We start from the raw sequence: 13,502 nt of genomic DNA, 5'->3' as shown, positions 1-13,502 counted from the left end.
GGCGGGGGCGGCGGCCCCTCCCCCGGACAGCCCTGCCGGTCTGCGGGAGGCGCCGGCGGGTGCCGTACCGGTGTCGGAGCCGCAGCTGCGGGCCGGCGGCGGAGGGTACAGAGGAATCCGACGGCGGCCGGGGCTCCTGCGGTCGGGTTCCGGTGCGGTACCGGCACCGCCCGTACGACCTGCCCCTACGAAGACCGCAGTGCGGACGCCCGCCGGGAGGGAGGGCGGTCCGGCCGGGCCGGGTACCGCCCCGCTCAGCCGTCCTGCTCGACCGCGACCCGGCCGCGGTCGTCGCCGCCGAAGGCCAGCACCCGCGCGCCCTCGCGCTCGACGCCGGCCAGGTCGGCCCGGCCGAGCCGGGTGAAGGCGCGGACCCGGAGCACCCCGTCGTCCCCGGTCCTCCAGGCCCCGGCGACCAGCCCGTCCACCAGGACGGAGCCGAGCACGATGCCGTTCTGCGTCATGATCCGCGGGCGGTACTCCTCGGGGAGCACCCGGGTGCGGTCGGCGTGCGAGAGCAGCAGGTTGTCGAAGGGGGCGAGCAGCCGGACGGGCGCGGGCACCGAGGCGTCCGGGCGGGGCGCGTCCGGCAGGTCGTACAGGGTCCGGCCGGCCCGGTCGCGGAAGGTGACCAGCTGCGGGGCGAGCCGCTTCAGGACGGCGGCGAGTCCGGTCAGTCCGCACCACTTCTGCACGTCGGCCGGGCCGGCCGGGCCGAACGCGGCCAGGTAGCGCAGCACCATCGCGTCGGGCGCGGGCCCGGGGTCCAGCGGGCGGCCGAGCCAGTGCTCGGCGGTGGTGTGCGCGGCGGGTCCGCCGCGCCCCCACAGGCCGCGCGGCGGGACCTGGACCAGCGGCAGCCGGCAGCGGGCCGCCTGGGCGAGCGCGGCCGGGTCGGCCCCCGGGTCGTGCTCGGCCAGCGCCGCGCCGAGGTGCTGGAAGGTCATCGGCTCCGCCTCGACCAGGGCGCGGGCGCGGGCCGTCACCCGGTCCAGGTCGACACCGGGCAGCCGCTTCCCCCAGTTGGAGCCGAAGGCCCGGTCGAGGACGGGCTGCAGCAGCGGGCGCAGCGTCAGGCAGTCCTCGGCGGTGACCAGGTGAATGGTGCCGCGCTGGAGGGCGATCCGGACCACCCGCCGGTCCTCGATCGGCGCGGTGAGGTGCTCGGGCCGCAGGCCCTCGATCCGGGACAGCAGACCGAGGTACGGCGGCTCGGGCGCCGCCTGGGCCTGCAGGCCGACCAGGTGGCGGATCATCGCGAGCGGGTCCGCGCCGGAGCGTTCGAGCAGGTGCTGGCGGGCCAGCAGGGCGCGGCCGAGCTCCCGGGGGCCCAGCCCGTCCTGACCCGCGGCACTCACCGGTGGCCGGCCGCGCGGTCGATCACCGAGCGCAGCAGCGCGGGCCGGTTGGAGGTGAGGGAGTCGACCCCGGCCCGCAGCATCCGCCGCATGGTGCGGCGCAGGTCGACGGTCCAGGTGGAGACGGTGAGGCCGGCGCCGTGCGCGGCCGCGGTGAACCCTTCGTCGACCAGGCCGAACGGCGGGTTGATCGCGTACGGGCGAAGGTCCGCGAGCAGGGCGCTGACCGGCAGGGTGGGCTGCTTCCAGGTCAGTGCCACCTCCGCGGCGGGGGCGAGTTCGCGGATGGCGAGCATCGCGGTGACCGGTCCGCAGAAGGCCACCCGGTCCTCGGCGCCGAACGCGGTGACGGCCTCCCAGGTGGCGGCCGCGGGACCGGCCGTGTCGAGGTCGATCAGCAGCCGCCCGGCCGGTATCCCGTCGGTGGCCTTCAGCACCTCGGTGAGGGTCGGCACCCGCAGGCCGGGGCTGCCGAGGTCGGCGAGCTGGTCCAGGGTGAGGCGGGCGACGGCGCGCGGGTCGCCCCAGTGGCGTTCCAGGGTCGGGTCGTGCAGCAGGACGGGGACGCCGTCACGGGTGAGCTGGACGTCGACCTCGACGACGTCGGCCCCGGCGGCGAAGGCGGACAGCACCGAGGGGACGGTGTTCTCGCGGTGGCGGTAGGGGTCGCCGCGGTGGGCGACGGCGAGCACGCGGCTCATGGCGGGGCCTTCCTCGGGGCTCGGGCGGGGCGGCGTTCGGGGCCCGGGGCAGGGCCGGTCGGGCCAGGTCGAGGGCGGGTCGGGCACCTTCAGGCGCGTTCGATGACGACGTTGGTCGACTTGATCACCGCGATGGCGGGGGCGCCGGGCACCAGACCGAGTTCCTCCGCGGAGTCCCGGCTGATCAGCGAGACCACCCGGAACGGTCCGGCCTGGATCTCCACCTGGGCGGCGACGTCGCCGAGCACCACGTCCGTGACGATGCCGGGGAAGCGGTTGCGGGCCGAGGACGGGCGGCCCTCGGCGGCGGCGTTCTCCGGTCTGGCCAGCTCACGGGCGAAGGCGGCGAGCTGCGCGCCGGGGACGATCCGGTGGCCGTGCTCGTCGCGCTCGGCGCCGACCCGGCCCGCGTCCACCCAGCGGCGCATGGTGTCGGCGCTGACGCCGAGCATCGCGGCGGCCTCGCCGATGCGGTACGAGTGGACCGGCCGGTGGGGCTGGGCCATGGTGCGCTCCTGCGGTGATCGGAAGGCTGTCGCCGCCATCCTGCCCTACCGGGGGACGGCCTGGCGACGCACCGTCACCTCGCGGGTCGCCCACCCGCCGTCCGGGTGTTCCTCACTCGCCGCCGAACAGGTCCCGGCGCACCGCGTCACCGGCCGTCAGCAGCGCGCCCGCCAGCACCGCGCCGCCGCCCGCCGTCCCCGCCCGCACCTCGGTGGAGAACGGCGACAGCCGGGCGAGGCGCCGCTCCACCCGGGCCGCCAGGTCGGCGCCGCCGGCCCGGCCCAGTTCGCCGCCGAGCACCACGCACCCCGGGTCGAGGACCACGCAGATCGCGGCGGCGCCGATCGCGATCCGCTCGGCCAGCTCGTCCAGGAAGGCCGCCTCCCCGGCGGCGACGGCGTCCCGCAGCAGGAGTTCGGCGCGCCGCACCGGCCCGGTGGCGGCCGGTACCGGCAGCCCGTGGCGCTGCGCCAGTTCGGCCACCGCGACGCTGCCGACCAGGGAGTGGAAGCCGCCCTCGCAGCCGGTGGCGCTGGGCAGCGCGGTGGTGCCGGGGACCGGCAGGAAGCAGATCTCCCCGGTGCCGCCGGACGCGCCGCGGCGCAGCCGGCCGTCCAGCACCACGGCGGCGCCGACGCTGTGGCCGAGCCAGACCAGCGCGAAGGTGTCGCGGTCGCGGGCGGCGCCGAGCCGGTGTTCGGCGATGCCGGCCAGGTTGACCTCGTTCTCCAGGATCACCTCGGCGCCGTCCAGCGCGGGGCCGCCGGCGCCGGCCCGCAGCGCGGCCAGCAGTTCGGTGTGCCAGCGCGGCAGGTTGCCGGAGTTGTTGAGCGCACCGGTGGCGGGGTCGACCAGGCCGGGGGCGCCGACCGCGACGGTGTGCAGCCGGTCGGCGCCGGCCTCGGCGGCGGCCGCCAGCAGGGCCCGTACCGTGCGGGCGGCGAAGTCCTCCTCGCCGGGGCCGGCCGGGATCTCGGCGGTGGCCAGGGTCCGGCCGGTGAGGTCGGCGACGGCCAGGGTGACGCCGGTCGCGCGGACGTCGATGGCGGCCAGGTGGGCACGGTCGGCGACCAGGGCGTACAGCCGGGCGTTGGGGCCGCGCCGGAGCTGGGCGCTCTCGCCCGCGGGCGCCACCAGGCCGGCCCGCTGGAGCCGTTCCAGCAGGTCGGCGACGGTGGGCCGGGACAGGCCGGTGAGGCTGCGCAGCTCCGACGCGGTGAGCGGTCCCCGCTCCAGCAGGAGGTCGAGGGCCAGCCGGTCGTTGATGGCGCGGGCGGTGCTCGGGGTGGCCGTACGCGCGATGGTCATGAAGCTGCATCCTTCCAGAGGTTTCTATCAGGGTCCCTTCCTGATAATTTATCGGTGCGCCGGCGGGCCGGTGGCACCGTGGGAACACAGCCGGAACGGGGAGGGCCAGGGAACATGGGGCAGCAGCTGAAGGACGTCCGCCGGGCCAGGGCGAGCATCGCCCTGGTCTTCGCCGTGCACGGCGCCGTCACCGGCACCTTCGTCACCCGCATCCCGTGGATCCAGGACCACCTGGACCTCAGCCCCGGCCGGCTCGGCCTCGCCCTGGTGCTGCCCGCGGTCGGTGCCTCGCTCGCGATGCCGCTGGCCGGGCGGGTCGTGCACCGGTACGGCGCCCGGGCCGCCGTCCGCGGCCTGCTCACCCTGTGGTGCCTGTCGCTGGCCGTCCCCGCCCTCTCCCCCGACCTGCCCGCCCTGTGCCTGGCCCTGTTCCTGTACGGGGCGACGGCCGGGATGGCCGACGTGGCGATGAACGCCCAGGGGGTCGAGGTCGAGGAGCGGCTCGGCCGGTCGATCATGTCCGGCCTGCACGGCATGTGGAGCCTCGGCGGACTGGTCGCCTCCGCCTTCGGCGTGCTGGCGGCGCACCGGCAGACGGATGCCCGGCTGGAGTTCGCCGTCACCGCGCTGGTCCTGGCGGCGCTGGCCCAGCCGGTCTGCGCGGGACTGCTGGACGTCCGGCCGCGCACCGGCGAACAGGCGCCGCCGCGGTTCGCCCTGCCGCCGCGGGCCGCGCTCACGATCGGACTGGTCGGCTTCTGCGCGGTGTTCGCCGAGGGCGCCTCGATGGACTGGAGCGGCGTCTACCTGCGGGACGTCACCGGGTCCTCGGCCGGGACGGCCGCGGCCTGCTACTCGGCCTTCGCCGGCACCATGGCCGCCGCCCGGCTGGCCGGCGACGCCGTGATCCGGCGGCTCGGCCCGGTCCGCACGGTCCGCCTCGGCGGCGCCCTCGCGGCCGCCGGCGGCCTGCTGGTGGTCCTCGCCCGCACCCCGTACCTCGCCATCCCGGGGTTCGGCCTGATCGGGATCGGCATCGCCGTGGTGGTCCCGCTCGCCTTCGCGGCCGCCGGCCGGGCCGGCGGCAACCCCAGCCAGGCCATCGCGGGCGTGGCCACCATCACCTACACCTCGGGGCTGGTCGCCCCCGCGATCGTCGGCGGCATCGCCCAGGCCAGCTCGCTGACCGTCTCGTTCGCCGTGGTGACCGCCCTGTGCGCCGCCCTGGTCGCGAGCGCCCCGGCCCTGCGGCAGCGCCCGGCGGCGGAACCCGAGCCGGCGGCCGACCTCCAACGGGCCGGCTGAACCGCGACCGGCGGCCGCCCGCGATTCCCACCGGCGCCGCCCGCCGTGCGATGCTCCCCCGGTGAGCAGCGCAGCCGTCCCCCGCAACCCGATCGGCGCCCATGTCCCCGTCGCCGGGCGCGGCCTGGCCGGGACCGGCCTGGCGTACGCCGCGAAGGTGGGCGCCGAGGCGGTGCAGGTGTTCGTCGCCAATCCGCGCGGGTGGGCCACCCCGGCCGGGAACCCGGCCCAGGACGAGGCGTTCCGCGCGGCCTGCGCCGAGCAGGGCGTCCCCGCGTACGTGCACGCGCCCTACCTGATCAACTTCGGCTCCGGTTCGGCCGCCACCCGGGAACGCTCCGCCGAATCGCTGCGGCACTCGCTGCTGCGCGCGCACGCGATCGGCGCGCTGGGCGTGGTGGTGCACACCGGCTCGGCCCTGTGCGAAGGCGGCCGGCCGGCCGCACTGGCCCAGGTCCGCGCGGACGTGCTGCCGCTGCTGGACGAGCTGGACCGGCGCGGGGAGGACGTCCCCTGGCTGCTGCTGGAGCCCACCGCAGGCCAGGGCAGCTCGCTCTGCTCGCGGATGGCGGACCTCGCCCCGTACCTCGAGGCGCTGGAGCACCACCCGCGGGTCGGCGTCTGCCTGGACACCTGCCACGCCTTCGCGGCCGGGCACGACCTGGCGGAGCCGGGCGGCGTCGCCGCGATGCTGGACGAGCTGGTGGCGGCGGCCGGACCGGGGCGGCTGCGGCTGATCCACGCCAACGACTCGATGGACGTGGTCGGCGCCCGCAAGGACCGGCACCAGAACATCGGCGCGGGCCACATCGGGGCCGAGGCGTTCCGCGTGCTGATGGCACACCCGGCGACGGCCGGGGTCCCGCTGGTCATCGAGACCCCGGACGGCCGCCACGACCCCGACCGGGTCGAGGGCGTCCGGCACGCCGCCGACATCGCCCGCCTCAAGGAGCTGCGCACCGACGGGCCGCTGCGCACCGACGCGCCACCGAGCGACGACGGGCCACCGAGCGACGCCCCACGGACCGACAGCCTGCCCACCGGCCACCTGCGTGGGCCCGCCGCCCGGACCGCTGGCTAGGCTCGTCCCCGTGCCCAAGCTCCCCGGCCTCCCCGCCCTCCCGCCACTCGGCCGCGCCGTCCGGCTGCGGCTCGCGCTGCTGGTGGCCATCCTGGCCGCCCTGGCGGGCTCGCTGCTGCTCTGGGACCCGGCCGCGGTCCTGGCCGGCGCCACCGGCCCCTGGCGGCTGCCGGTCGCCATCGCGGCGTACGCCGTCGGCACGCTGGCGTTCGTCCCCAAGCCCGCGCTGAACGCCGCGGCCGGCCTGCTGCTCGGCGTCGGCGAGGGCCTGACGATGGCCATCGCCGCGACCACCCTCGGCGGCGTGCTGGCCTTCTGGCTCGGCCGGGCGCTCGGCCGGGACGCGCTGCGCCCGTTCCTGCGGACCAAGGTGCTGGCCTCGCTGGACCGCCGGCTGACCGAGCAGGGGTTCCGCAGCGTCCTGCTGCTGCGGATCGTCCCCGGGGTGCCGTTCCAGGCGGCCAACTTCGGCTGCGCGGTCTCCGGGGTCCGGTTCTGGCCGTACACCTGGGCCACCGCGCTCGGGGTGGCGCCGGGCACCGCGGCGTACGTGGTGGCGGGGGCCAGCGCCGGTTCGCCGGGCTCCCCGGCGTTCCTGATCTCCAGCGCGCTGATCGTGCTGATGTGCGTGCTCACCGTGGTGACCCTGTGGCGGGCCAGGGCGGCCGCCCGCGCCTCGGCCGCCCGGGACGCCGCGCACCACCCGGCCACGCCCGTCCCCGATGTCCCGGCCGTCCCGGAGCGCGCTACCGCCTGATCGAGGGGTGCCACTCGCCGAGCGCCCGCAGCACCGCCGTGTTGGCCACCATCACCACGCCCAGGACCAGCGCTCCGGTCGGCCGGCCGGCGAACGCCAGGGCCGCCACCGCACCGCCGAACACCAGCACCTGGGTCAGGTACCAGGCCGGCGCCGACCGCACGGTCGCCTTCGGCGAGGCGTACCTGCCCCACAGCAGCGCGGCCGCCAGCGGCAGCGCCACCGCCAGCAGGACCCGCACCGCCAACGGGCCGTCCACCCGGTAGCCGCCCGCCCCCAGCGCGACCAGCGCGGCCAGCTCCAGCAGCAGCCGGAGCGCCAGATTGCTTCCCCGCAGTACCGCACGCACAGTGCCCGCCCCCGTCCCCGGCCGCCACGGCCGGAACGCGGGCCATCCTAGGAGCTGCGCGCAGGGCGCACCACGGGTTGCGGGCCACCGGCACCGGCTCACCGCAGGCCCCCGGCCCCACGCGCTTGACCCGCCAACTGGTTAGCTGCCATATTACTTGCCATGAGCAAGGGCACCCCGGACGCACCGGGCACACCGGGCACTCCCGAGGAGGAGTCGCCGACCCTCGACCAGGCCCGCCGCCAGCTGCGGCACTACGGCCTGGACGCGGACCCGCAGGCGGTCCTGGTCGCGGTCCGGCTGATGTCGGCCGGGGCGCGGCTGGGCCAGGCGGCCGAGACGCACTTCGCCCGGTACGGGCTGTCCACCGGACGCTACCGGCTGCTGGCCGACCTGGAGGACAGCGGCGGCGAGAAGTCGCCCTCCCGCCTGGCAGCCGGCCTCGGGGTGTCCCGGGCGACGGTGACCGGGCTGGTGGACGCGCTGGAGCGGGACGGACTGGTGGTCCGGCGCCCCTCCACCGAGGACGGCCGCGGCGCCGTGGTGGTGCTGACCGCCCGCGGGGCGCAGCGACTGCGCGACCTGGCGCCCGACCACTTCGACCGGCTCCAGGCGATGGTCGGCGAGCTCACCCGCGAGGAGCGCGCGGTCTTCCTGGACCTGCTGGCCCGGATCACCCGCGGCATCGGGGCGCTGACCGAACCGTAACCGGGGCCCCGGCCGCACCACGTCCACCCGGCCGGAGCCCGGCCCGGAGCCTTCACGCCCATATAGTTAGGCACCTAATTAGACCGCCTGCTCGACCCGCAGGCCCGCCGAGCAACACCCCGAGCAACACCCCGAGAACACCCGGAGGAACCCCATGGGAAAACGCAGGGACGCCCCACCCGGCCGGCGGCCGGTGCCGCCCCGCTTCCGGCTCCGCCGCGAGGTGCTGGTCGGCTACGCCGCGCCCGCGCTGAGCGCCGGCGCCGGCGGCCTGATCAGCGGGCAGCCGGGCCTGACCCTGGCCGCCTGGACCTCGATCGCCGGCACCTCGGCCCTGTCCACGGCCCTGACCGGCGGCTGGCTGAGCCGCCGCGCGCCGGGCCGCCGCTGGGCCAGGACCGTGCCACGGCCCCTGCTGGCAGCGGGCTCCGCCCTGGTCGCGGGCGCCGTCGCCGCCCTCGCCGCCCAGCTCGCGACCGGCCCGTTCGACGTCTGGACCACCGCACACCTCGCCCCCTGGGCGGGCCGCCTCCAGCTGGACCTGCCGATCGCGGCGGCGCCTGCGGCCGCCATCGTCAGCTGGCGCTGGCGCAGCGCCGAACGGACCCGGACCGTCCCGGGCCCGACAGCACTCCCGCTCTCCCCGACCGGGGAGATCCCGACCCGAGAGGACCACCGATGATCGTCGTCATGGGAGCCACCGGATCCACCGGCAGCGCACTCCTGCACCGCCTCACCTCCCTGGGCGTCCCCGTGCGCGCCCTGACCCGCGACCCCGCCCGGCTGCGGGCCCGCCTCGGCTCCCCCACCGGCGGCTCACCCGCCGCCGGCGTCGAGATCCGGGCGGCGGACGCCGCCGATCCCGTGACGCTGCGGGCCGCGTTCGAGGGCGCCGACCAGCTCTTCCTGACCATGGCCAACAGCCCGGCCCAGGCCGCCCTGGAGGGCAACGCCGTCGAGGCCGCCGCCCGCAGCGGAATCCGGCACGTGGTCAAGCTCTCCGCACCGGGCGTCGGCGCCGACTCCCCCGTCGCGATCTCCCGCTGGCACCACGCCGTCGAGCAGCAGTTGCTCGCCTCCGGCCTGCCGCACACCCTGCTGCGCCCGTACGCCTTCATGCAGAAGCTGCTGCTGCTCGGCCCGGAGATCGCGGCACGAGGTGTGCTGTACGGGGCGATGGCCGACGCCCCCTGCAACTACGTGGACTGCCGGGACATCGCCGATGTGGCCGCCGCCGTGCTCACCCGGCCGGAACTGGCGGGACGGACGTACACCCTGACCGGGGACCGCGCCTACAGCCACCCCGAACTGGCGCACCTGCTGGGCACTCTGCTCGGCCACCCGGTGCGCCACCTCGACCTGGGTGCCGAGGGCCTGCGCCGCCACCTGCTCGAACACGCCGGGATGCCGGGCTGGCTGGCCGCCCATGTCGCGGAGATCCAGCAACTGGCCGTCGACCGGCCGGAGACGCCGACCACCACGGTCGCCGGGATACTCGGCCGACCGCCGCGGAGCCTGGAGGCATTCCTGCACGAGCACCTCGGGGCGTTCCGGCCGGGACCCGCCAGGGATACCCGGTGAAGATGTCCGGCGACGGTGCCGGAAAGGGCCCCGGAAGGAGTCCGGAAGAACTCCGGACGGACCCCGGCATGGCGTCGGAACGGGATGCCGGAAAGGCCGCCCGGTAAAACTGCTGGCCGGTCCGGGAAGCGGCGAGCATCATGACGGGCATGACGACCATTTCCCGGATCGACCCCCCGTTCGCCGCCGACGAGAGCGCGATGCTGCACTCGTGGCTCGACTACCACCGCGCCACCCTCGCCCTGAAATGCGAGGGCCTGACCGACGATCAGCTGCGTGAGCGTTCCGTGGAGCCGTCCTCGCTGTCGCTGCTCGGCCTGGTCCGGCACATGGCCGAGGTCGAGCGGCACTGGTTCCAGGCCGTGCTCGACGGGGTCGACCTCGGCGAGCAGGGCCTGTACTGGACCAAGGAGGACCCGGACGGCGACTTCGACAACGTGGCCACCGGCGACGTGGCCGCCGACTTCGCCGCCTGGCGGGAGCAGGTCGAGCTGGCCCGGCGGTCCGCGGCCGGCGTGCCGCTCGACGCCGTGGGCAAAGGCCTGCGCCGGGGCGAGGAAGTGACGCTCCGGTGGATCCTGATCCACATGATCGAGGAGTACGCCCGGCACAACGGGCACGCCGATCTGCTCCGCGAGCGGATCGACGGCGCCACCGGCGAGTGAACCCGTTACATGATTGTTGACAGATAGTCAACCAAGGCCTGACGCACACCGATATGGTCTACGCGCGCAACCACCGGCGGACCTGGGGCGTCGCATGGATCATCCGGACAATCACGGATTTCCCGCTCGCCACAACCCGTCCGGCGGTCGCGAGCGGGCACCAGACCGGTGATCAATGCGATACTCGGACAGTTCCAACAAGTGGATGACGTGTCAAGAAGGCACGGAAACCCGGGGGACGCGTACGGGACGGGACAGGGAGGCGCGGCATGGGAGCACTTCGCGACGAGCACCACAACGGGTGGCTGATGCCCTCCGGGAATTACCCGGCCGCGGTGTACGAGGAACCGTGGGACTCCGAGGAGACCCTGCAGAACGCGGTGCCCGCACCCGCCAAGATCGTCTCGCTGCGCCCGACCGGGTTCGAGTCCGCCCGTACCGTCGGCGAGCACATCCGGGCCTCGGTCCCGGTCGTGATGGACCTGACCGAGATGAGCGAGGCCGAGGCCAAGCGCATGGTCGACTTCGCCTCCGGTCTGATCTTCGGCACCCGGGGCGGGATCGAGCGGATCGCCCGCCGGGTGTTCCTGCTCACACCGGCGGAGGTCGAGGTCACGGTGATCGACCGCCCGCTCGACGACACCGGCTTCTACAACCAGAGCTGACCACGCCCCGAGCGGTACCACCGGGGACGGCACCCGCCGTCCCCGGTTTTTTGCTGCCCGGAGCCGGGCCGGCTGAGTCGGCCGTCAATCTCATGAGACATCGATGTCTCAGTTGCTCTACACTCGATTCATGGCAACCGACCGTGACTCCGTGCTCGAAGCCGCCGTCGGCGTGCTCTCCCGCCGCCCCACCGCCCACCTGGACGAGATCGCGAGGGCGGCCGGCATCAGCCGCGCCACCCTGCACCGGATCTTCCCCGGCCGGGAGGCACTGATCCGCGAGGTCGGCACGCTCGGCCTGCGCCGGTTCGCCACCGCCCTCGACACCGCGATGATCGAGGAGGGCGACGCGCAGGCCGCGCTCAGACGCCTGATCGACGCCGTCGTCCCGGACGCCGCGCTCTGCGCGCTCCTGGCCGGCGAGAACCAGCTCTACGACGACCCGGGGATCAACGAACTCTGGGAGATCCAGGACGCCCGGGTCCGCGCGCTCTTCCTGCGCGGCCAGCAGGAGGGCGTGTTCCGGATCGAACTCTCGGCCGGCTGGCTCAGCGAAGCCTTCTTCGACCTCGTCGCGGGCGTCGGCTGGGCCGTCCAGGACGGACGCCTCGCCCCCCGTGACAGTGCCCACTCGCTCGCCGAACTCTTTCTCGGCGGCGCTCTCAGGAGACCTGATAACTCATGACCGGCAAGCCCCTCACCCACGCGGGCGCCCGGCGTCGCTGGGCCGGTCTCGGCGTGCTCGTGCTCGCCGTCACCCTGGTCGCGGTCGACGCGACCGTGCTGTCGCTGGCCATCCCCTCCATCAGCGAGACCCTCGACCCCAGCGGCACGCAGCTGCTGTGGATCGGCGACATCTACTCCTTCGTCCTGGCCGGCCTGCTGGTCAGCATGGGCGCCCTGAGCGACCGGATCGGCCGCAAGAAGCTGCTGCTGGCGGGGGCCACCGCGTTCGGCGCCGCCTCCCTGCTCGCCGCGTACGCGCCCACCCCTGGCTGGCTCATCCTGGCCCGCGCCCTGCTGGGCGTGGCCGGCGCGACCATCATGCCGTCCACCCTCTCGCTGATCCGCACGCTCTTCCCGGACGCCCGGGAGCGGGCCACCGCGATCGGCATCTGGGGTGCCGGCGCCACCGCGGGCGCCGCGCTCGGCCCACTGGTCGGCGGGGTGCTGCTGGAGCACTTCTGGTGGGGCTCGGTCTTCCTGCTGAACCTGCCGGTGCTCGCGCTGCTGCTGGTATTCGGTGCCTGGCTGCTGCCGGAGTCCAAGGACCCCAAGCCCGGCCGCTGGGACGTGCTGAGCGTGGCGCTCTCCATGGTCGGCGTGATCGGCGTGGTCTACGCGATCAAGGAGGCCGCGGCGCACGGGCTCGGCCAGTGGCCGGTACCGGTGGTCTTCGCCGTCGGCGTCACCGCCCTGACCGTCTTCGTCCGCCGCCAGCTCCGGCTGGAGACCCCGCTGCTGGACGTGCGGCTGTTCGCCGAACCGCGGTTCACGGCAGCCGTGGTCGCCTCGCTGACCGCGCTGATCGGCCTCAGCGGCGTGATCTTCTTCATGTCGCAGTACCTGCAGCTGGTCCGGGGCCTCAGCCCGCTGACCGCCGGGATCGCGGAGATGCCGGCCTTCGTCGGAGCGGTCGTCGGCGGGCTGCTGACGGCCCGGTTCGCCCGCCGGTTCGGCCACCGCGCCGCCCTCACCACCGGTCTGCTGGCGATGGGCCTCGGGATCGGCCTGCTCGGCCTGGTCCACCAGGACACCACCTACCTGCTGCTCGGCGCCTCCTTCCTGGCGGTCGGCACCGCCGAGGGCGTGGTCTACACGCTCGCCTCCGACCTGGTGCTCGGGGCCGCCCCGGCCGACAAGTCGGGCGCCGCCTCCGCCGTCTCGGAGACCGCGTACGAGCTGGGCACCGCGCTCGGCATCGCGCTGGTCGGCTCGGTGCTCACCGCGATCTACAGCGGCACCGTGGCCGTCCCCGCGGGGACGGACCCGGACACCGCCGCCCGGGCCGCCGAGTCCATCGGCGGCGCGGTGGAGGCGGCCGGTTCCCTCCCGGCGCAGAGCGGCGGGCAGCTGCTGCACAGCGCGAAGGACGCCTTCGTCCAGGGCATGAACACCTCCGCCTGGCTGGCGGCCGGACTGCTGCTGCTCTCGGCCGCATTGTCCTGGTACCTGCTGCGCCCACGGCGCCCGCGCGGCGGGGCCGCGTCGACGGCCCGGCCGAGGGCGGCGGCCGACCGGGTCGACGCCTGACCGGTCGGCCGGCCCACCCCGGGCTGCCGGGAGACGCCGGTCGGCCGGCCCACCCCGGGCTGCCGGGAGACGCCGGTCGGCCGGCCCACCCGTCGGCCGGCCGGCTCAGCGTGCCTCGACCGGCCACATCGCGGCCACCGTGTCGTGGACGAAGTCCACGCGAACAGCCCGAACACCAGCACACCCACCACGCAGCCGACGATCACCCCCACCGCGGACAGCCCGCACAGCAGGGCGATGATCCGCCCGGCCGAACGCGCCGCC

General features: G+C 75.5%; 14 protein-coding genes and 1 pseudogene. 10 read left to right on the top strand and 5 right to left on the bottom strand.

Going from position 1 to position 13,502, the window contains the following annotated elements:
- Window positions 1–254: 254 nt before the first annotated feature.
- From AB0D08_RS20655 to AB0D08_RS20640, 4 genes are all read right to left on the bottom strand, one after another.
- Window positions 255–1,358 (bottom strand): winged helix DNA-binding domain-containing protein, encoded by a 1,104-nt coding sequence (locus AB0D08_RS20655; protein WP_359890472.1) that lies wholly within the window; start codon window positions 1,356–1,358, stop codon window positions 255–257.
- On the bottom strand, window positions 1,355–2,059 hold the full coding sequence (locus tag AB0D08_RS20650) for a glycerophosphodiester phosphodiesterase (protein ID WP_359890469.1): 705 nt from the start codon (window positions 2,057–2,059) through the stop codon (window positions 1,355–1,357). The genes AB0D08_RS20655 and AB0D08_RS20650 overlap by 4 nt, the downstream gene beginning before the upstream one ends.
- An 89-nt stretch (window positions 2,060–2,148) precedes the next feature.
- A complete protein-coding gene (locus tag AB0D08_RS20645; RefSeq protein ID WP_199520241.1) occupies window positions 2,149–2,565 on the bottom strand; it encodes a TOBE domain-containing protein in 417 nt (138 codons plus the stop codon).
- Window positions 2,566–2,677: 112 nt separating this feature from the next.
- Window positions 2,678–3,874: an ROK family transcriptional regulator gene (locus tag AB0D08_RS20640; RefSeq protein WP_033817903.1), complete on the bottom strand. Its 1,197-nt coding sequence runs from the start codon at window positions 3,872–3,874 to the stop codon at window positions 2,678–2,680.
- Window positions 3,875–3,988: 114 nt separating this feature from the next.
- On the opposite strand from AB0D08_RS20640, the gene AB0D08_RS20635 reads away from it, so the two are divergent.
- The 3 genes and pseudogenes from AB0D08_RS20635 (at window position 3,989) to AB0D08_RS20625 (ending at window position 7,017) form a co-directional block, all read left to right on the top strand.
- The gene (locus AB0D08_RS20635; protein ID WP_359890466.1) at window positions 3,989–5,179 is read left to right on the top strand and encodes an MFS transporter; all 1,191 of its coding nucleotides are present in this window, start codon (window positions 3,989–3,991) and stop codon (window positions 5,177–5,179) included.
- Window positions 5,180–5,240: 61 nt separating this feature from the next.
- A pseudogene (locus AB0D08_RS20630) lies at window positions 5,241–6,146 on the top strand (deoxyribonuclease IV); the annotation flags it as partial.
- A gap of 124 nt (window positions 6,147–6,270) precedes the next feature.
- Window positions 6,271–7,017, top strand: a complete 747-nt coding sequence (locus AB0D08_RS20625) for a VTT domain-containing protein (protein ID WP_359890463.1) — start codon at window positions 6,271–6,273, stop codon at window positions 7,015–7,017.
- Here the strand turns inward: AB0D08_RS20625 and AB0D08_RS20620 are convergent.
- Entirely contained in the window at window positions 7,007–7,366 is a 360-nt protein-coding gene (locus tag AB0D08_RS20620; protein ID WP_063794260.1) for a DUF2568 domain-containing protein, read from the bottom strand. The genes AB0D08_RS20625 and AB0D08_RS20620 overlap by 11 nt on opposite strands.
- Before the next feature lie 162 nt (window positions 7,367–7,528).
- Here AB0D08_RS20620 and AB0D08_RS20615 point away from each other — a divergent pair, with 162 nt between their 5' ends.
- The 7 genes from AB0D08_RS20615 (at window position 7,529) to AB0D08_RS20585 (ending at window position 13,238) form a co-directional block, all read left to right on the top strand.
- Complete coding sequence (locus tag AB0D08_RS20615) at window positions 7,529–8,074, top strand: MarR family transcriptional regulator (RefSeq protein WP_051811587.1); 546 nt, start codon at window positions 7,529–7,531, stop codon at window positions 8,072–8,074.
- Window positions 8,075–8,228: 154 nt separating this feature from the next.
- The gene (locus tag AB0D08_RS20610; RefSeq protein WP_051811584.1) at window positions 8,229–8,756 is read left to right on the top strand and encodes a hypothetical protein; all 528 of its coding nucleotides are present in this window, start codon (window positions 8,229–8,231) and stop codon (window positions 8,754–8,756) included.
- 8 nt (window positions 8,757–8,764) lie between these two features.
- Window positions 8,765–9,655, top strand: coding sequence for an SDR family oxidoreductase (locus AB0D08_RS20605; protein WP_359890460.1), 891 nt, complete (start codon window positions 8,765–8,767; stop codon window positions 9,653–9,655).
- Between the two features lie 149 nt (window positions 9,656–9,804).
- Complete coding sequence (locus AB0D08_RS20600; protein ID WP_033817912.1) at window positions 9,805–10,320, top strand: DinB family protein; 516 nt, start codon at window positions 9,805–9,807, stop codon at window positions 10,318–10,320.
- Window positions 10,321–10,589: 269 nt separating this feature from the next.
- Window positions 10,590–10,985 (top strand): cell division protein SepF, encoded by a 396-nt coding sequence (gene sepF / locus AB0D08_RS20595; protein WP_051811581.1) that lies wholly within the window; start codon window positions 10,590–10,592, stop codon window positions 10,983–10,985.
- 130 nt (window positions 10,986–11,115) lie between these two features.
- The gene (locus tag AB0D08_RS20590) at window positions 11,116–11,670 is read left to right on the top strand and encodes a TetR/AcrR family transcriptional regulator (RefSeq protein WP_033817899.1); all 555 of its coding nucleotides are present in this window, start codon (window positions 11,116–11,118) and stop codon (window positions 11,668–11,670) included.
- Entirely contained in the window at window positions 11,667–13,238 is a 1,572-nt protein-coding gene (locus AB0D08_RS20585) for an MFS transporter (RefSeq protein WP_051811579.1), read from the top strand. Before AB0D08_RS20590 ends, AB0D08_RS20585 begins: the two co-directional genes overlap by 4 nt.
- Window positions 13,239–13,502 lie beyond the last annotated feature (264 nt).

It is taken from the genome of Kitasatospora sp. NPDC048540, assembly GCF_040651175.1.
In the GTDB taxonomy this organism is placed as follows: Bacteria; Actinomycetota; Actinomycetes; order Streptomycetales; family Streptomycetaceae; genus Kitasatospora.
The sequence above is the reverse complement of the archived record's forward strand: the minus strand, read 5'-3'. Positions and strand labels throughout refer to the sequence as shown.

Excerpts from the sequence above, each read along its gene's own strand:
- AB0D08_RS20640 (WP_033817903.1), bottom strand. The coding sequence starts at position 3,874 with ATGACCATCGCGCGTACGGCCACCCCGAGCACCGCCCGCGCCATCAAC.
- sepF (WP_051811581.1), top strand. The coding sequence starts at position 10,590 with ATGGGAGCACTTCGCGACGAGCACCACAACGGGTGGCTGATGCCCTCC.
- AB0D08_RS20615 (WP_051811587.1), top strand. The coding sequence starts at position 7,529 with ATGAGCAAGGGCACCCCGGACGCACCGGGCACACCGGGCACTCCCGAG.
- AB0D08_RS20650 (WP_359890469.1), bottom strand. The coding sequence starts at position 2,059 with ATGAGCCGCGTGCTCGCCGTCGCCCACCGCGGCGACCCCTACCGCCAC.
- AB0D08_RS20610 (WP_051811584.1), top strand. The coding sequence starts at position 8,229 with ATGGGAAAACGCAGGGACGCCCCACCCGGCCGGCGGCCGGTGCCGCCC.
- AB0D08_RS20645 (WP_199520241.1), bottom strand. The coding sequence starts at position 2,565 with ATGGCCCAGCCCCACCGGCCGGTCCACTCGTACCGCATCGGCGAGGCC.
- AB0D08_RS20605 (WP_359890460.1), top strand. The coding sequence starts at position 8,765 with ATGGGAGCCACCGGATCCACCGGCAGCGCACTCCTGCACCGCCTCACC.
- AB0D08_RS20600 (WP_033817912.1), top strand. The coding sequence starts at position 9,805 with ATGACGACCATTTCCCGGATCGACCCCCCGTTCGCCGCCGACGAGAGC.
- AB0D08_RS20585 (WP_051811579.1), top strand. The coding sequence starts at position 11,667 with ATGACCGGCAAGCCCCTCACCCACGCGGGCGCCCGGCGTCGCTGGGCC.
- AB0D08_RS20635 (WP_359890466.1), top strand. The coding sequence starts at position 3,989 with ATGGGGCAGCAGCTGAAGGACGTCCGCCGGGCCAGGGCGAGCATCGCC.
- AB0D08_RS20590 (WP_033817899.1), top strand. The coding sequence starts at position 11,116 with ATGGCAACCGACCGTGACTCCGTGCTCGAAGCCGCCGTCGGCGTGCTC.